18 protein-coding genes are annotated in these 16,272 nt (G+C 61.6%); 3 read left to right on the top strand and 15 right to left on the bottom strand.

What is annotated here, in order from left to right:
- Window positions 1-371: 371 nt before the first annotated feature.
- The 9 genes from J2J99_RS06640 to J2J99_RS06600 form a co-directional block, all read right to left on the bottom strand.
- Window positions 372-803 (bottom strand): Ros/MucR family transcriptional regulator, encoded by a 432-nt coding sequence (locus J2J99_RS06640; protein ID WP_010060045.1) that lies wholly within the window; start codon window positions 801-803, stop codon window positions 372-374.
- Window positions 804-1,242: 439 nt separating this feature from the next.
- The gene (gene mnhG / locus J2J99_RS06635) at window positions 1,243-1,575 is read right to left on the bottom strand and encodes a monovalent cation/H(+) antiporter subunit G (RefSeq protein ID WP_168294247.1); all 333 of its coding nucleotides are present in this window, start codon (window positions 1,573-1,575) and stop codon (window positions 1,243-1,245) included.
- Entirely contained in the window at window positions 1,572-1,925 is a 354-nt protein-coding gene (locus tag J2J99_RS06630) for a cation:proton antiporter (protein WP_168294248.1), read from the bottom strand. Before J2J99_RS06630 ends, mnhG begins: the two co-directional genes overlap by 4 nt.
- Window positions 1,922-2,395, bottom strand: coding sequence for a Na+/H+ antiporter subunit E (locus J2J99_RS06625; RefSeq protein WP_168294249.1), 474 nt, complete (start codon window positions 2,393-2,395; stop codon window positions 1,922-1,924). The genes J2J99_RS06630 and J2J99_RS06625 overlap by 4 nt, the downstream gene beginning before the upstream one ends.
- Window positions 2,392-3,945, bottom strand: coding sequence for a Na+/H+ antiporter subunit D (locus J2J99_RS06620; protein WP_168294250.1), 1,554 nt, complete (start codon window positions 3,943-3,945; stop codon window positions 2,392-2,394). Before J2J99_RS06620 ends, J2J99_RS06625 begins: the two co-directional genes overlap by 4 nt.
- 303 nt (window positions 3,946-4,248) lie before the next feature.
- Complete coding sequence (locus J2J99_RS06615; RefSeq protein WP_168294251.1) at window positions 4,249-4,626, bottom strand: Na+/H+ antiporter subunit C; 378 nt, start codon at window positions 4,624-4,626, stop codon at window positions 4,249-4,251.
- A complete protein-coding gene (locus tag J2J99_RS06610; protein WP_168294252.1) occupies window positions 4,626-5,066 on the bottom strand; it encodes a Na+/H+ antiporter subunit B in 441 nt (146 codons plus the stop codon). The genes J2J99_RS06615 and J2J99_RS06610 overlap by 1 nt, the downstream gene beginning before the upstream one ends.
- A 4-nt stretch (window positions 5,067-5,070) precedes the next feature.
- Window positions 5,071-7,437 carry a putative monovalent cation/H+ antiporter subunit A gene (locus J2J99_RS06605; RefSeq protein ID WP_168294253.1) on the bottom strand — a complete coding sequence of 789 codons (2,367 nt, stop codon included), beginning with the start codon at window positions 7,435-7,437 and terminating at the stop codon, window positions 5,071-5,073.
- A gap of 104 nt (window positions 7,438-7,541) precedes the next feature.
- On the bottom strand, window positions 7,542-7,757 hold the full coding sequence (locus J2J99_RS06600) for a hypothetical protein (protein WP_168294254.1): 216 nt from the start codon (window positions 7,755-7,757) through the stop codon (window positions 7,542-7,544).
- A gap of 179 nt (window positions 7,758-7,936) precedes the next feature.
- Here J2J99_RS06600 and msrB point away from each other — a divergent pair, with 179 nt between their 5' ends.
- Both msrB and J2J99_RS06590 read left to right on the top strand, forming a co-directional pair.
- Window positions 7,937-8,350 carry a peptide-methionine (R)-S-oxide reductase MsrB gene (gene msrB / locus J2J99_RS06595; RefSeq protein WP_168294255.1) on the top strand — a complete coding sequence of 138 codons (414 nt, stop codon included), beginning with the start codon at window positions 7,937-7,939 and terminating at the stop codon, window positions 8,348-8,350.
- A gap of 337 nt (window positions 8,351-8,687) precedes the next feature.
- Complete coding sequence (locus J2J99_RS06590) at window positions 8,688-8,987, top strand: DUF982 domain-containing protein (RefSeq protein WP_168294256.1); 300 nt, start codon at window positions 8,688-8,690, stop codon at window positions 8,985-8,987.
- A 168-nt stretch (window positions 8,988-9,155) separates the two neighbouring features.
- Here the strand turns inward: J2J99_RS06590 and J2J99_RS06585 are convergent, their stop codons facing one another.
- Both J2J99_RS06585 and J2J99_RS06580 read right to left on the bottom strand, forming a co-directional pair.
- Window positions 9,156-9,665: an Hsp20/alpha crystallin family protein gene (locus J2J99_RS06585; protein ID WP_168294257.1), complete on the bottom strand. Its 510-nt coding sequence runs from the start codon at window positions 9,663-9,665 to the stop codon at window positions 9,156-9,158.
- A gap of 89 nt (window positions 9,666-9,754) precedes the next feature.
- On the bottom strand, window positions 9,755-10,228 hold the full coding sequence (locus tag J2J99_RS06580; RefSeq protein WP_168294258.1) for an Hsp20 family protein: 474 nt from the start codon (window positions 10,226-10,228) through the stop codon (window positions 9,755-9,757).
- A 215-nt stretch (window positions 10,229-10,443) separates the two neighbouring features.
- Here J2J99_RS06580 and J2J99_RS06575 point away from each other — a divergent pair, with 215 nt between their 5' ends.
- Window positions 10,444-10,665 carry a hypothetical protein gene (locus J2J99_RS06575; RefSeq protein WP_168294259.1) on the top strand — a complete coding sequence of 74 codons (222 nt, stop codon included), beginning with the start codon at window positions 10,444-10,446 and terminating at the stop codon, window positions 10,663-10,665.
- 37 nt (window positions 10,666-10,702) lie between these two features.
- Here the strand turns inward: J2J99_RS06575 and J2J99_RS06570 are convergent, their stop codons facing one another.
- The 4 genes from J2J99_RS06570 to groL all read right to left on the bottom strand — a co-directional run bounded on the left by J2J99_RS06570 (window position 10,703) and on the right by groL (window position 16,247).
- Window positions 10,703-12,913, bottom strand: coding sequence for an amylo-alpha-1,6-glucosidase (locus tag J2J99_RS06570; protein ID WP_168294260.1), 2,211 nt, complete (start codon window positions 12,911-12,913; stop codon window positions 10,703-10,705).
- Window positions 12,914-12,928: 15 nt separating this feature from the next.
- On the bottom strand, window positions 12,929-14,023 hold the full coding sequence (locus tag J2J99_RS06565) for a glycosyltransferase family 4 protein (protein WP_168294261.1): 1,095 nt from the start codon (window positions 14,021-14,023) through the stop codon (window positions 12,929-12,931).
- Between the two features lie 86 nt (window positions 14,024-14,109).
- Entirely contained in the window at window positions 14,110-14,523 is a 414-nt protein-coding gene (locus tag J2J99_RS06560; RefSeq protein ID WP_168294262.1) for a hypothetical protein, read from the bottom strand.
- Window positions 14,524-14,618: 95 nt separating this feature from the next.
- Window positions 14,619-16,247, bottom strand: a complete 1,629-nt coding sequence (groL, locus tag J2J99_RS06555; RefSeq protein WP_207600954.1) for a chaperonin GroEL — start codon at window positions 16,245-16,247, stop codon at window positions 14,619-14,621.
- Between the last annotated feature and the right edge of the window lie 25 nt (window positions 16,248-16,272).

The following is a 16,272-nucleotide window of genomic DNA, read 5'->3' as shown; positions in this document are numbered from 1 at the left end:
TCCCCGGAGTAGAGCCTTTCCGGGCTAGATTGAATCATTCTGTTGGCTCAAGCGGAGTCGGATGGTCGACCGGCCCGTTTCAGCCAACCCGAAGGGCCGGGCATCTTTCCGCCAGGATCAAAGGCGATTGGCTCGGACGTACCTTGGGGTATGCCCTTCGCCAATCGCCTTTGCCCTGACGAAAACCTGCTCCGGCAGAATGCTTCAATCTAACCCGGAAAGGCTCTAAAGTCTGACTCCCGGTGTCAATTAACGAGTCGGCACAGAATGTCGCCCGAAAGCGGCTCGCAGATTTGGAATCACATTGGAAATACAGACAGAAAAGCCGGGCACAAGACCCGGCTTTTGTCGTTGACTGCTTTCGAAAAAGCTCAGCCGCGGCCGCGCTTGCGGCGCTGACCCAGGCCCATCTCCTTGGCCAGGCGCGAACGCGCTTCGGCATAGGCGGGCGCTACCATCGGGTAGTCGGTCGGCAGGTCCCACTTCTCGCGGTATTCTTCCGGCGAGAGAGAGTGATGCGTCATCAGGTGACGCTTCAAGGACTTGAAGTTGCCGCCGCATTCCAAACACGTAATCTGCTCGTCCTGAACGGACTTGCGGACAGAGACTGCAGGCTTCTGCTTTTCGACAACGGCCGCAGCGGGCTGCGGTACGGATGTGTTGCTCAGTGCCGAATGCACGTCGGAAATCAGATTTGCCAGGTCGCTGACCGGGACAACATGGTTGCTGACATAAGCCGCGACGATGTCGGCCGTCAGTTCCACAAGCAGCTCCGGCCCATTGCCGGTCGCCATATCCGTCATATTTTTTCTCCTGTTAGCATGCTCAAACGATCTTTGACTGTCACGCCAAAGACCCGCCTCGTAGAAGCGAACAGCAAAAGCACAGGAAGCAATCTTCTGTTTCGAAAAACGTGAAATCCACCCCTAGATTCCGAAGTTCGAGACCTGTTCTTATACTGCCTGACCGAAAACCACTACGTCGTGCTCCAGGCGATGGCCCCAGTTTAGACATTGAAAAATCAAAACTGAGGGACTTGGAAGCAGTACGATTGTAACTCGCAATCAGAATTCTACTTGCATTTTCAAATACCATCGTTTGACCGAAAGGCCAATTATTATTTGTCGTTTTTCTTGAGAAAAAATGGCCGACGAAGAATTATAGGACTTTAGGCCAAGCTTTACTCACAGGTTCCTGTGCATAAGTCAGACGTAAAACAGGTTAAGGCCGCAATAGCACCCCTCAGCGTTTGCGCATATCATCGCGGACCGAGATCGCACCGAGATCGTGTCCCGAATGATGTGCCGCCCTCGCCAGCAAATGGGCGGAAACCGGCGCCGTCAACAGGAAGAAGACGAAACCGGCAAGGGCGCGGGCGATAACCGCTGGGTCCTGCGAATAGAGCCCGGCGGCAAAGAGCAGCAGGCCGGAGCCGACGGTGCCGGCCTTCGAGGCCGAGTGCATGCGCGTATAGAGATCGGGCAGCCGGACCAGGCCGGTGGCCGCCGCGAGGGCAAAGAACGCACCGGCAATAAGCAGCACCGCGGTGACGGCTGCGACGAGATAAGCCATCATCCTCCCTTCCTCCCAACTGGGCGCCTCTTTGCGCCGCTCTTTGTCGCGGACGCCGATGGCGGCGATTTGTCATTGCCACGCGACAGCACGAAGCGGGCGAAGGCGACGGTTGCCAGGAAGCCGACGAGGCCGAGCGAGATGGCGATATCGATGTAGAGGGAAAACCCTGTCTTGATTGCGATGACGGCGATGAAGCCGATGGCGATGCCGGTCAGCATGTCGAGGGCGAGGATGCGATCCGGCAATGTTGGGCCGGCAACGACCCGCCAGACGGTCAAAAGCAGCGCCAGGCCGAGGATGACGAGGGCGGCCGAGGATGCGACGGCGACGATGGCGGCAGGCGTGATCACCGGAAGGCCTCCATGATCTTGCGTTCGAAACCGTTGGCAATGCCGCGACTTGTCGCCTCGGGATCGGAGCAATCGAGCGCGTGGACATAGAGCGTGCGGCGATCCAACGAGACATCGACGGAAAGCGTGCCGGGTGTCAGGGTGATGAGATTTGCAAGCAGGGTGATTTCGAAATCGCTCGTCACCGTCAGAGGAAAGGCGAAGATGCCGGGCTTCAGCTTCATATCCGGCGAGAGAACGGTGAGCGTGACCTTCCAGGCCGACAGCGACAGTTCCTTGAGGAACAGGGCCATCAGCGAAAGCAGCAAGCGGGTGCGGCGCAGATATCCCCCGCCGCCGAAGGGTTCACGGATGACGGCCAGCGCCAGGGCCGCCAGCAGGAAGCCGAAGACGAGATTGTGCAGCGAGGCGCTGCCGGTAACGGCGACCCAGGCGATGGCGAGCAGCAGGTTGAAGAGAAAGACGATCACCGCTGAGCTCCTTCCGGGAAGACCGACTGGAGATAGGCCCGGGGATCGACAAGGCCGGCGGCGGCCGCTTGCGACAGCGCCAGCAGCCGTTCCGGCAGGATGCCAAAGCCGATGGTGAGGGCGGTCAGCACGGCGACCGGCAGAACGGTGCGCCAGGAGGGCCGCGACGGCGCAAGCGCCATCGGCGCGGGGCGCCAATAGGCAAAGAGGAAGAGGCGGCCGAAAGCGATCGTCGTCAAGAAACCGCCGGCGAGGATTGCCGCCGCCAACCACCAGGCACCGCTATCGAGCGCCGCCTTGACGAGCATGACCTTCGGCCAGAAGCCGGCAAAGGGCGGCAGGCCACAGGCGGCAAGGAAGAGCACGAGCGACAGCGCGGCGAAGCCGCCGCTTTGCCGATAGAGCCCGCCGAGTTCCGAGAGCGAAAAGCTACCACCGCGTCGGCCGATCTCGCCGGCGGCAAGATAAAGCGCCGTCATCAGCACCATGGAATGGAGCGCGTAGAAGACGGCGCCGCCGATGCCGCCGGCATTGCCGAGCGCGACGCCTGCAAGCATGTTGCCGATGCCCGAAATAACGACATGGCCGAGCATTCTGCGGACATCGTTTTCGGCCAAGGCGCCGAGCGCGCCGACGAGAATGGTGGCGGCGGCAGCGAGCGCGATCACCAGGCTGAGTTCGGCGCGTTCGACCGGCAGCAGCATGACCATGACCCGCACCAGCGCGTAGATGCCGACCTTGGTCAGCAGGCCGGCAAACAGCGCCGAGACGGTGATGCGCGGCGTATGATAGGCGGCGGGCAGCCAGAAATTGACCGGGAAGGCGGCCGCCTTCATGGCAAAGGCAAGCAGGAAGAGGCTCGCCAGCGACATCAACGGCGCCGTGCCGCCGATGTCGCTCGCCTTCCCGGCGATATCGGCCATGTTGAGCGTGCCGAAGACGGCATAGAGAATGCCGACGCCGACCAGGAACAAGGTCGTGGCAATCAGGTTGAGTACTGCATATTTCAGCGCGCCGTCGATCTGCTGCCGTTCCGAGCCGAGGATGATCAGCCCGAAGGAGGAGATCAGCAGAACCTCGAACCAGACATAGAGATTGAAGACGTCGCCGGTGAGAAAGGCGCCGGTGACACCGGCCATCAGCAGCATGAGCAACGGAAAGAAACCGTATCGGCGGCCGCTTTCGCCGATATCGGCCAGCGCATGGATGCCGCCGGCGAGCCCCGCAAGGGCTGCGGCGAAGGCCATCAGCGCACCGAAGAGATCGACGGTGAAGGCGATGCCGAAGGGCGGCAGCCAGCGCCCCATGACCATGGTCAGCGGCCCTTCGGCCGCGACTTTGGCAAGCAGCGCCGCATCCATCAGCGCCAAGCCCGCGAGGCCGGAAATGGCCAGCCAGGCCTGCAAGCGGGGATAGGCGCGCACCATCAGCAGGACGGCGCCGAGCATGATGCAATGGGCCACCGGCAGGATGGCAAGCCAATGACCGATGGGCACCGGGGCGGTGACCAGGGCGGCGGAGAGATCAACGGTGGCGGTGGGAGCGGCCATGCGATCAGGTTTCTTTTCCGGTCGGCGAGGCTTGCTCCGTCTTCTCCCCGGCGGGGAGAAGGTGGCCCGAAGGATCGGATGAGGGGGGCCGCCACACGGTATAGGCTACCCTTCGTTGTGCCGAAATTACTGCCTTTCGCTTGCGTTTCGGACGCTCGTCGCTATTGCTCCTCTCGCCCCTCATCCGCCCTGACGGGCACCAATCCGGATCGAGCGACGGGTCTCGACCCATCCTTCGGACCCCCGCTGGGGAGAAGAGGGAAGCAGCTGACAGCGCTTCAATCAGGCTCCGCATCTCCATCCTCAATACCCCAACGGCGGCAGCGGCCGGTCGTCGGGTTCGGCGGCGCGCATTTCGCTGGTGTCGTCGGTGCCGAGATCCTGATAGGCGCGGTAGGTCAGCACCAGCAGGAAGGCGAGGAAGGAAAAGGAGATGACGATCGCCGTCAGGATAAGCGCCTGCGGCAACGGATTGGCGGCGCCGGCGGGCAAGGCGTCGACATCCGCCGGGATGATCGGCGGCACCGCACGCGTCAGCCGGCCGCCGGTAAAGAGCAGCAGGTTGACCGCATTGCCGAGGATGGCGATGCCGAGCATAATGCGGATCGAGTACCTCGACAGCATCAGATAGATCGCGGCGGCAAAGAAGAGGCCGACGAGGATCGCGAGAAGCGGCTCCATCACTCCATCTCCTTTTCTTCCATTGCCACTTCCTTTTCTTCCAATGTCAGGGCGATCGAGGTGATGGCGCCGAGCACGACGAGATAGACGCCGACGTCGAAGAGCATGACGCTCGACAACGGCACCTCGAGGCCGAGAAGGTTCGGGTAGATCCAGAGGCCGGTCATGAAGGGAACGCCGACGAGGATGGAGAGAAGACCGGCCACAGTCGATAGGAAGAGGCCGCAGCCGGCAATCGACAGCGGGTGGAAGTACAGGGCGCGGCGGACGGCGGCGACGCCCCGGGCAATGCCGAAGATCGCCAGTCCCGAGGCGGCGATCAGCCCGCCGATGAAGCCGCCACCCGGCTCGTTATGGCCGCGCAGCAGCACGAAGACGGAAAAAAGCAGCATCAGCGCGGTCAGGAACGGAGCGACGGTGCGGAAGATCAGCGTGTTCACGTCATCAATCCTCTGCTCCGACCGCATCGGGATCATTGGCCGCAAGCCTGCGCTCGCTGCCAGCACGGATGCGGATGAGCGCCAGGATCGCAAGGCCGGTCACCGCGACGACGGCGATCTCGCCGAGCGTGTCGGTGCCGCGGAAATCGACGATGATGACGTTGACGACATTGGCGCCGTGGGCGATCGATTTGGAATAGGCGTTGAAAAATGCTGTCAGCGCCTCGTTGAACGGCCCCTGCGTCGCCCGCAGCAGCAGAAGCGAAAAACCGAGGCCGCAGGCAAGCGCCAGCGCGCCGTGCAAGAGCCTGTGGCCGGGCCGGCGCCGGTCGTCGGGAGAGAGCCGAAGCCTGGTCATGACGAGGGCGAGGATGACCACCGAAAGCGTCTCGACCATGAATTGGGTGAAGGACAGGTCCGGCGCGCCGAACAGCAGGAAGATGACGGCGACGGCGAAACCCTGGATGCCGAGCGAGACGATCGCTGTCAGCCGGTCGTGGGCAACGAGCACGGCGGCAAGGCCGAAGGCAGCGATCAGGAAGACCGCCCATTCATGCGGCCTGACATCTGCCGGCCAGGCGGGAAGATGCGGCAGTTCACCATAGAGGATCAGCGGAATGATGAGAATGGCGGCGAGGCAGAGGAAGGTGCAGGCGACATAGATCTCCAGCCGCCCCGGCTGGACAATGCGGATGAGGCGGCCGGCGAAGCGGACAAGGGCCGACATGGCAAGGTCGAAACCATGGTCCGGCCCGCGCCCGGCCGCGCGCAGAAAAACCGCCATCCAGAATCGCGCCCGATCGAGCTGCCAGTAGACGCCGATGCCGAGCAGCACCGTCAGCAGCGAAAGGGCCAAGGGAAGGCCGATATGCGGCGCCAGCGAAATGGCAATTTCGACCGGGGCCCCGCGGATCGCGGCCGCGATCGGCGAGGACAGAGCGGCATGGGTGAAGGTCGCAAAAACCGCCGACAACAGGCCGAGGACGGCGAGGACGGCGGGGCCCAGCCAGAGCAGGACGGGCGCCTCGTGCGCGGTTTTCGGCGTCTGCGCCGGCCGGCCGAGGAAGGGTTTCAGCGCCACGGCGAAAGCGACGGCAAACATCAGCGCATTGCCGAAGACGGCGATCGCCGTGAAGGTGATGGCGCGGATGTCGCCGCCGACGAGCGCTGCATAGATCTCCTCCTTGGCGAGAAAACCGAAGAAGGGTGGCAGGCCGGCCATGGAGAAGGCCGCGGCAAGGGCGATGATCCATGTCATCGGCATGGCCCGCCCGAGGCCGCCGAGCCGGGTGATGTCGCGCGTGCCGGTCTCGTGATCGATGATGCCGGCGACCATGAAGAGCGCACCCTTGAAGAGGGAATGGGCCACCAGATAGAGCGCCGCCGCCTCCACCGCGTCGTCGGAACCGAATCCGATCAGCATGACGAGCAGGCCGAGCGAGGAGACGGTGGTATGAGCGAGCTTGAGCTTCAGGTCGGTCTGGCGGACGGCGAGCGCCGTGCCGACCGCCAGGGTCAGGCCGCCGAAGAAGGGCAGAAGGATTTCCCAGGCAGGCGTTGCGCCCATGACCGGATTGAGCCGCATCAGCAGATAAACGCCAGCTTTCACCATGGTGGCCGAGTGCAGGTAGGCCGACACCGGCGTCGGCGCCTCCATGGCGTTCGGCAGCCAGAAATGAAAGGGAAACTGCGCCGACTTGGTGAAGGCGCCGCCGAGCACCAGAATGAGAGCCGCCAGATAGAGCGGGCTTTCGCGCAGGATATCGCCCGATCCGATCAGCTGCGACATCTGCGTGACGCCCGACATGTTCCAGAGGATGAGCAGGCCGGCGAGCAGACAGAGCCCTCCCCCGCCGGTGACGACAAGCGCCTGCAGGGCGGCGCGACGGGCCGCCTCGCGCTCGTGATCGAAGCCGATCAGCAGGAAGGAAGTGATCGACGTCAGTTCCCAGAAAATGAAGAACATCAGGAAGCTGTCGGACACCACGATGCCGAGCATCGCCCCCATGAAGAGGAAGATGAAGGAGAAGAAGCGGCCCTGATCCTTGTGCCCCCTGAGATAGGCGCCGGCATAGAGCACGATCAGCGTGCCGATGCCGGTGATCAGCAGCGCGAAAGCCAGCGACAGCCCGTCGAGAAACCAGGAAAAGGAGAGGTTGTAGCTCGGCACCCAGGCATAACCACCGGTGACGGTCTGACCGCGCGCGATCTGCGGAAGCAGCCGCAGAAAATGCAGGAAGGCGAAGAGCGGAGCGGCCGCCAGCAACCAGGCGCCATTTGCGCCGAGGATGCGGATGACGAGGGGAGCGGCAAGAGCGCCGGCGAGCGGCAGACACAGGGCCAGTAATGTCAGAGCCGTGACATCGGCCATGTCTCCTCCTCTACCTGCCAGACGGAACGCCGATGCAAATCGGCTCGTCTTCTGACTTAGGCGAATCGTGAAGGCGTCTCAAGCGATTTCGGTCGCCGGCGCGGTCAGGCGGCCGAGCGGGAAAGACGCACCAGCATCCGGACGACGCAGCCGTGCAGGACAAAGAGGACAAGCGTCAGCGGCCACAGCAGGCACCCGACGAGGCCGGCAAGACGATGGAACGTCAAGCCGTCATGATTGGCCCAGCCTTCCAGCATCGTGACCGTGATAGCGGCCGCGGTCACGAGACCGTAGAGCAGGGCGATTGCGGCTTCAAACACCAATGTTTCCTCAATGCACGTAACATTAACCCTAACACAAAACCCTTAATAGATGTAAAAGCAGGCGGCTTCCCTTGAATTGCCGCATGCCGCGGTCCCCACGGCGCCGGAGGCTTGATGAAGCAAGGGCGGCGCACCACATTTTCTCGCAACGGCCCCCTCGGCGAAAGGAGCACGCGATGTCCGAAACGGCAACCACCGCCAAGATCCATAAAACCGATGCCGAATGGAAAGAGCAACTGACGCCCGAGCAATACCGCATCACGCGCCAGCACGGCACCGAGCGCGCTTTCACCGGCCCCTACTGGGATTCCTTCGAGACGGGGCTTTACCGCTGCGTCGGCTGCAACGCGCCGCTCTTTCGCTCCGACACGAAATTCGACGCCGGTTGCGGCTGGCCGAGCTATTTCGAAGCGGTGGCGCCCGATGCGGTGACGGAACATCGCGACACGACCTACGGCATGGTGCGCACCGAAATCCGCTGCGGCAGCTGCGATGCCCATCTCGGCCACGTCTTCCCCGACGGTCCGCCACCCACCGGCCTGCGCTACTGCATCAACGGCCACGCCATGGTGTTCGAGCCGGGGAAATAGGCTTTCGCCTCCGGCTCGCCCGGCAAGAAAGGAAGTGCGTCATCAGTGGAAGCACGGTGCAATCCGACCGCGACGTTTGAGCCGATGTCATCGCACGACCCCTGCGTCAGGGGTCGACGCGATGTCGCGTCAGAGGTTGGTTTCACGGCGTCGATGCGCGCTTCCGGTTGGAAAATCCGCCAATTTTTCCCTCGTTTCCTATTGAATCGAAAACCCGCAAAAACCAATTAATTTGCCGCCAGTCGAGCGCCGCCCAAGGGCCTGCCGCATCATCGCTTATCGCAGGCCGCTTGGCGCAGATTGCGCGTTCAACATCGCGGTAGGGAAGGAGCGAAAGATGAAACCCGATGTGTTCAAAAAGCCTGTCACTATTTTTGTCGGCCTCGGATTTCCAGCGGAGGTCCGAACAGTCATGGAAGCCTATCGGCATCTTTCCGAATGGCCGGCGACACTCAGAGACGCGGCCCATTCGATTGCCCTCAAGGCTTGTACCGCCGCACTCCGCGGCGAAATCGAGGCGGAAACCGCCCGTGGTCTGTTTGTCGCGTTTGCTGATAGACACGATCTGCTGGCGCCGGAGAGCGCAACCCTGATAACGTCGCTTCCGCAGCGAAACAAGGAACCGCACGTCCCTTAAATTCGGGACATGAGTTCCGGCGGCCGATTGGCCCGTGGTGTAGAGACACTACACCCAGCGGGCCGATCGCGCGTTAACATCACCAGCGGGACGCCCACCCTCGTTCACCTGATGACCAAAAGAAGGCGCGCGCCGCCCAAGGGCCGACCACCGGGTGGTGCGGACCTATCAGCTCCTGATCGCGATGCGCTTGACCTGTGACTGAGCCCTTTCGGTTTTTGGCAAGCTTACGGTCAGGACGCCGTTCTTGAAGGTGGCTTCGACCTGATCTTCCTTGACCTCGGAACCGAGCGGGATGCGTCGCTCGAAGCGGCCGTAGTAGCGCTCCGAGAACTGCTTCTCCTTGTCTTCGGTCTCGGAACGTTTTTCACCCTTCAGCGTCAGAACGCCGTCATCGAGCAGGACCTCGATGTCCTTCTCCTCAAGGCCGGGGACTTCGGCCGTTACCTTGATTTCCTTGCCGGTATCGGAGATTTCCACATTGGGCCAGCCGGCGCCGAAGCCGCTGGCGCCGCGCTGTGACGGCAGGCCGGAGCCGAAGCCACGGAGAACATCGTCGAACAGCCGGTTGACTTCGCGATGAAGTGACAGGAAGGGATCGCGGTCATCGTCGCGAAAGAAAGTCGGAACCTGGTTGCCGTTATTGCGACCCCAGGGAATCAAGTCACGGACACTCATGTGTTTACTCCTTTCTGGTGGTTCGTGGGCAAGCTCTTCGTTTGGCTTCAGGCCACTCCCGGCGCCAACCTGCCTACTGCCGGCGAAGCTTAAGCCGCGTGCTTGCCTGCCTCGATCGGTTTCGGTTCCGCTTTCGGCCTCGCCTGAACCGTTGCGATCTCAATCTGGCGCGGCTTCAACTGTTCGGGCATTTCGTGCTTGAGACCGATGGTCAGCAGACCGTTGACGAGGCCGGCATCCACGACCTTCACGTGGTCGGCGAGTTCGAACTGACGCTGGAACCGCGCCGCAATGCCGCGATGCAGGTATTGCACATCTTCGCTGTCGGTCTTCTGCCCCGAGACGATGAGCATGTTCTGCTCTTGAGTGATCGCCAGCTCCTCGCGCGAGAAGCCCGCTACCGCCATAGCAATGCGGTACTCATCGTCGCCGGTTTTGACGATGTCGTAGGGCGGCCAGTTATCGACCGTCTCGGCGCGGCTCGCGGTCTCGAGCGCGTTCAACATACGCTCGAAGCCGATGCTCGACCGGAACAGGGGAGAGAAATCGAGGTTTGTCCTCATAGCCATATCCTCCTTACAAGCAACATGTATATAAGGAGACGCCCAGAGCGACCGGCGTCTCCTGGACCTTGTGTCGACCCCGAGCCCGCGATCGACAATATTGATATAATTCAGTATCTTACGGTTTCAAGAGGATGAAACTTCTCAACGAAGAAAATTGATTTTTTCGAAGACGCCACCATATCTGGGCGAAGTTTGAGCGAGGAGCAATCACCATGACAATGACTTCAGACGATGTCATCGCCGTCTTGGGCCCAGCCGACGAAACGCTTGTGGCCGAAGTCATCGCGACAGGTGCGACGCAGGCCGAACTTGCCGAGGCATTTGCATGGGTTAACAACGACGAGGCATTGATGAGTGAAGGCCGGCATCTGCCGAGCGGCAGGGTTGCTGCGCTTGTCGATCTGCTAAGGTCCGATGAAGAGGAAGAGGATTAGGAAAGGCGGGGGACCCGCCTTTCCGAGACCTCCCTGATCAGGCCGTGATGGCCACCTGAACATTGCCCTGGCGATTGATCACGTCGACCACGAACTGACCTCCCGACCGACGGACGGCGACGTCGGCCGAGCCACTGCCGATCAGCAGGCGTCGCAAGATCACCTCATCGAGGAAAGATGGAAGTCGCGGCATATTGAAGCTGATGAGCGGTCCATTCGGGTCGAAGTCGAGGCCGAGGCAGGATTGCAGCAGAGACAAGGGGGCTGCTGCCGCCCATGCTTGAGGCGAGCACGCGACGGGATAAAATGTCGGCCCCCGCGCCCGTTGGCGCGGCAGGCCGCAGAGAAGCTCGGGGAGTCGCCGCAGGTCGATATAGGTCGCGGCAGCAAACAAGCCCTCGAAGATCCGCGCAGCTTCGACGCGATAGCCATAGCGGGCAAGGCCATTGGCGATCAAGGCGTTGTCATGTGGCCAGATCGAGCCATTGTGATAGCTCATGGGATTGTACCGCGCTTCGGTGGAGGGAATGGTGCGGATGCCCCAGCCACAGAAGGACGATGCGCTCATTAGAGTGCGCGTAACCTGTTCGACCCGCTCAGGATAAGCAATACCGGTGAACAGCGCATGGCCGGCATTTGAGGATCGAACCCGGCAGGGTTGTTTGTCCCCGTCCAGGGCCAATACATATGTGCCAAGCTCCTCATCGAAGAAGCTCACGTCGAAGGCCCGGCGCAGTCCCTCCGCCCGCGCGAGAAAGCTCGCCGCTCGTTCAGGCATTCCCTTGCGCCGGAAGATCTCGGCAGCACTTTGCCACGCGCCATAGACATAAGCCTGGACCTCAGCAATCGCGATCGGCCCCCTGGCCAATGTGCCGTCGGCATGGAAAACCGAATCATGGCTGTCTTTCCAGGCCTGATTGATCAGTCCTTCCTCCGTCAAACGTCCATATTCAACGAAGCCGTCGCCGTCGCGATCGCCATGCTCGTCGATCCACGTCAGTGCCGCTTCGACATGTGACAGAAGACGGTCGATCGTCGCAAGATCACCGGTACGCTGGAGATAGGCGCCAGCCAGCATCACAAACAGCGGCGTCGAATCGACGCTGCCGTAATAGCGCCCGAATGGAACCTCGCCAAGTTCGGCCATTTCGCCGTAACGCGTTTCGTGCAGGATCTTGCCCGGCTCGGCGTCCGAGCCAGGATCGACATTCGTCGCCTGGTTGGCTGCGAGATGACCGAGAACCCCGCGGGCGATCTCAGGGTCGAGCCAAAGTGTCTGAAGCGCCGTGATCAGGGCGTCGCGGCCGAAGACAGTGCTAAACCAGGGAATGCCGGCATAGGGATAGGGTCCTTCGGCCTTGTCGGTCATCAGCATGTAGAGGTCGGAGACGCTGCGGCGAGCGGTTTCGTTGAAGATCTCGTTGGATGTCGCAATCGACGCTGCGCGCGAGGAAGAGGCGCGCAATGCACGGCGGGCGTCTCGCAACGCCAAGAAGAAGGAAAGGCGGCTCAGTCGGTCGCCGGAGGTCTGGTCGCAGCCAATCTGGATGAAGAGCGATTTGGTCGCGTGCGGCTCGAGATGGAGATCATAGGCGACAAAATCGTTATGAATTTCAACCGGTTCAGGCATGAAGGAAAGGCGCGTCGACCGCTTGCGGCCGTCCAGGCCAATATAGGAAAGCAGGACGCAATCCTGCTCCATGACGGCCGGAAGATGGCGCCCTCTCCGCGCTCTTGCGGTGCCGCGGACTTCGAAGAGATCGGCGAAATCCGCCTCGAACGCGATCTCGATGCGGACATGTTGCCGCCGATCGTCATAATTCCTCACGGCCACCCGTTCATAACAACAGGCATTCCAGAGAAACCGCGACCTGCGCAGGTGAATCAGGTCATGGCCCAGAAGCAGCTTTCCCTTGTTGTCGAACAGATCCGGATTGGTGAGATCGCAGGTCAGCGTGGCGTTGTCATCGCGCAGCGTCGACGACAGAAGCATCGGCCGCCGTCCGTTGATCGTCAGGTAGAAATGCGAGAGATAACGGGTATCGCGGTGAAAGAGCCCCTCCGGACTGCCGAGACCGGAAAGAGCGTCGCCATTATAGTCGAAGACGGCGAAAGTATCGCCGTGCTTGAGGGTGCGGGGCCGGCGCTCCTGCAGCGATGCGGCAGCCGGAATGAAGAACTGAGCGACCGCCCCCATCGGGCCCGGCGATGCCGTGGCGGAGTTGCTGTCCGCAGAAATCTTCGACATTTCTCCTCCTTGACGTCAGGCAACAGCCTGCAGGTCGGGCGCGCGACCATTCGACCGACGGATTGGCGCGGCTTTGGTACGAACGCCCGGCAAGTTGCGGTAGATGTCGAGATAGTCGCACGCCATACGTTCCGCGGTGAAGCGCTTTTCGAACGCGGCCCGCACCCTTCGCCGATCGAGCCGGAGCGCCCATTCGACGTTCTCGGCCGCCTCGGTGACACTGTCGACGAGAATGCCGGAAATGCCATTGTCAATGACCTCGGGAACCGAGCCAAAGCCGAACGCGATCACCGGCGTGCCGCAGGCCATGGCCTCGATCATCACCAGGCCGAAGGGCTCCGGCCAATCGATCGGGAAAAGCAGAGCACCTGCGTTTCCGAGGAAGTCCGCTTTCTGTTGTTCATCGATCTCGCCGATGAATTCAATCTGCGGATGGCTCTTAACCATCGGCTGGATGACAGTTTCCCAATAGGCCTTGTCGACATTATCGATCTTGGCGGCGATCTTCAGCGGCATACCCACCTTCGCCGCGATCTGGATTGCGCGGTCGGGGCGCTTCTCCGGGGAAATTCGCCCAAGGAAGGCAAGGTAGTTGCCCCTGGGGTTCCGCGTGAAGGGGAGAAGGTCGACCGGCAGACCGTGATAGACCGTTCCGCGCCAGTCCACCGGCGGCATAGGGCGGCGCTGATCATTTGAGATCGACACCAGCGGAACATCCGGGAAGGCCGTGTAAAGCGGCTTGAGATCCGGCAGGTCCAGTCGCCCGTGCAGTGTGGTAACCGTGCGATCGGCGAAATCGCGGATCAGTGGGAAATGCAGCAGATCGATGTGGAAATGCAGCACGTCGAACTCATGCGCGCGCCGACGGATCTCCTCCAGCATCACGACCTGATGCGGCAGATGGTCCTTGACCATCGGATTCAACCGAAGTGCGACATCCGCACACGGGACTAGTCTCGCGCCAGTGACGGAATCGCCGCTGGCAAAGAGCGTGACCTCGTGCCCCTGGGCGACGAGTTCTTCAGTCAGATAAGAAACGATGCGCTCCGTTCCCCCGTAGAGCTTCGGCGGAACACTCTCGGCGAGCGGTGCAATCTGAGCGATCTTCATCGGCAAAACCTCCTCAGTTGAGCAAAGAGTCGTCGGTAAAAATCATGCCTGCGTCCTCAAGAGGCACGCGGCAGGCCAGATGGGGGTCAACTTTCGAATAGCTGGCGGCGCCGTCCTCCTCTCGAATAGCTGCAAAGGCCGAATCCGGGAAGCCGGCGTCCCGGCAGTCTTTGGCGATGGGGCCTTTGGGCAGTCGACGAACTTTGCTGCACAGATTGCCGATCAACCTTGTCCAATGTCTTCAGCGCTTCAAGGATCTCATCATAGGAAACGGCTGTTTCCGTCCCGGGATAGAGGCGCAGGGCAGGTGCGGATTCGATCGCAAAGATATCGGATGCCCATGAGGCGAGAATGGCCCGCTTTTCGGCATCGCTGATGTCGGCGGCAGCCAGCACGTCACGCGGGTGACTGAAATGTTTCGCCGGATGCAGCAGATGCGCCGCGCTTATCGCCGCCGTGGCTTGCGGCGCGATGGAATTGCTGATGCTTTCCTTTCTCATAGCTTGGCTCCATTGATGTCGACCGATGGAACGTGGTTCATCCGCATAGTGAGTGGCGAGGCCCGCCCCGAGGGCAGGACGGGCCAAGCGATCGCTTAGAAGTCCATTCCGGCGCCGGCCGGCATTGCCGGAGCGGCGTCTTTCTTCGGCTTCTCGGCGATCATGGCTTCCGTCGTGACCAGAAGACCGGCAACGGAGGCGGCATCCTGTAGCGCCGTGCGGACGACCTTGGCCGGATCGATGACGCCCTGCGCATAGAGGTCGCCGTATTCACCCGTCTGGGCGTTCCAGCCATAGGAGAACTCGCTCTTCTCGCGCAGCTTGCCGACGATGATCGAGCCTTCCGCGCCGGCGTTTTCGGCGATCTGGCGAACCGGAGCCTCGATTGCCCGGCGGACGATATCGAGACCGACGCGCTGGTCGGCATTGGCGGTCTGAACGTTTTCAAGCGCCTTGACGGCGCGCAGCAGCGCCACGCCGCCGCCCGGCAGGATGCCTTCCTCGACCGCCGCACGGGTTGCGTGAAGGGCGTCGTCGACGCGGTCCTTCTTTTCCTTCACTTCGACTTCCGTCGAGCCGCCGACGCGGATGACGGCAACGCCGCCGGCGAGCTTGGCAAGGCGTTCCTGCAGCTTCTCGCGGTCGTAGTCGGAGGTGGTTTCTTCGATCTGGGCGCGGATCTGAGCGGTGCGACCGTCGAGTTCCGCCTTCGAACCAGCACCGTCGATGATCGTGGTGTTTTCCTTTTCGATCGCCACTTTCTTGGCGCGGCCAAGCATATTGAGCGTCACATTCTCGAGCTTGATGCCAAGATCTTCGGAGATCACGGTGCCGCCCGTCAGGATGGCGATGTCTTCGAGCATGGCCTTGCGGCGGTCGCCGAAGCCAGGCGCCTTGACGGCAGCGATCTTCAGGCCGCCGCGCAGCTTGTTGACGACGAGCGTTGCAAGCGCTTCGCCCTCGACGTCTTCGGCGATGATCAGGAGCGGCTTGCCGGACTGGACAACGGCCTCGAGAACCGGGAGCATCGACTGCAGGTTCGAGAGCTTCTTCTCATGGATGAGGATATAGGGATCCTCAAGCTCGACCCGCATCTTGTCCTGGTTGGTGACGAAATAGGGGCTGAGGTAGCCGCGGTCGAACTGCATGCCTTCGACGACTTCGAGCTCGGTTTCGGCGGTCTTGGCTTCTTCGACCGTGATGACGCCTTCGTTGCCGACCTTTCCCATCGCTTCGGCGAGGTAGCGGCCGATCTCGGAATCGCCGTTGGCGGAAATGGTACCGACCTGAGCAATTTCGGAATTGTTGGAGATCTTGCGGGCGTTGGCCTTCAGTTCCGCGACGACGGCGGTAACGGCAAGATCGATGCCGCGCTTCAGGTCCATCGGGTTCATGCCTGAGGCAACCGCCTTGGCACCTTCCTTGACGATCGCCTGAGCAAGAACGGTCGCCGTCGTGGTACCGTCCCCGGCGAGATCATTTGTCTTCGATGCAACTTCACGCAGCATCTGGGCGCCCATGTTCTCGAACTTGTCTTCGAGTTCGATTTCCTTGGCGACCGAAACGCCGTCCTTGGTGATGCGCGGGGCGCCGAAGGACTTGTCGATCACGACGTTGCGGCCCTTCGGGCCGAGGGTCACCTTCACGGCATTGGCCAGCACATCGACCCCACGCAGCATGCGTTCACGGGCATCGCTATGAAATTTGACTTCTTTCGCAGCCATTCTGTCACTCCTTCAATAGGCAGCT

Source organism: Rhizobium binae, from assembly GCF_017357225.1.
In the GTDB taxonomy this organism is placed as follows: Bacteria; Pseudomonadota; Alphaproteobacteria; order Rhizobiales; family Rhizobiaceae; genus Rhizobium; species Rhizobium binae.
The sequence above is the reverse complement of the archived record's forward strand: the minus strand, read 5'-3'. Positions and strand labels throughout refer to the sequence as shown.

Coding starts and splice junctions, on each gene's coding strand:
- J2J99_RS06640 (WP_010060045.1), bottom strand. CDS start 803: ATGACGGATATGGCGACCGGCAATGGGCCGGAGCTGCTTGTGGAACTG.
- mnhG (WP_168294247.1), bottom strand. CDS start 1,575: ATGATGGCTTATCTCGTCGCAGCCGTCACCGCGGTGCTGCTTATTGCC.
- J2J99_RS06620 (WP_168294250.1), bottom strand. CDS start 3,945: ATGGCCGCTCCCACCGCCACCGTTGATCTCTCCGCCGCCCTGGTCACC.
- J2J99_RS06615 (WP_168294251.1), bottom strand. CDS start 4,626: ATGGAGCCGCTTCTCGCGATCCTCGTCGGCCTCTTCTTTGCCGCCGCG.
- J2J99_RS06605 (WP_168294253.1), bottom strand. CDS start 7,437: ATGGCCGATGTCACGGCTCTGACATTACTGGCCCTGTGTCTGCCGCTC.
- msrB (WP_168294255.1), top strand. CDS start 7,937: ATGTCCGAAACGGCAACCACCGCCAAGATCCATAAAACCGATGCCGAA.
- J2J99_RS06590 (WP_168294256.1), top strand. CDS start 8,688: ATGAAACCCGATGTGTTCAAAAAGCCTGTCACTATTTTTGTCGGCCTC.
- J2J99_RS06585 (WP_168294257.1), bottom strand. CDS start 9,665: ATGAGTGTCCGTGACTTGATTCCCTGGGGTCGCAATAACGGCAACCAG.
- J2J99_RS06580 (WP_168294258.1), bottom strand. CDS start 10,228: ATGAGGACAAACCTCGATTTCTCTCCCCTGTTCCGGTCGAGCATCGGC.
- J2J99_RS06575 (WP_168294259.1), top strand. CDS start 10,444: ATGACAATGACTTCAGACGATGTCATCGCCGTCTTGGGCCCAGCCGAC.
- J2J99_RS06570 (WP_168294260.1), bottom strand. CDS start 12,913: ATGTCGAAGATTTCTGCGGACAGCAACTCCGCCACGGCATCGCCGGGC.
- J2J99_RS06565 (WP_168294261.1), bottom strand. CDS start 14,023: ATGAAGATCGCTCAGATTGCACCGCTCGCCGAGAGTGTTCCGCCGAAG.
- J2J99_RS06560 (WP_168294262.1), bottom strand. CDS start 14,523: ATGAGAAAGGAAAGCATCAGCAATTCCATCGCGCCGCAAGCCACGGCG.
- groL (WP_207600954.1), bottom strand. CDS start 16,247: ATGGCTGCGAAAGAAGTCAAATTTCATAGCGATGCCCGTGAACGCATG.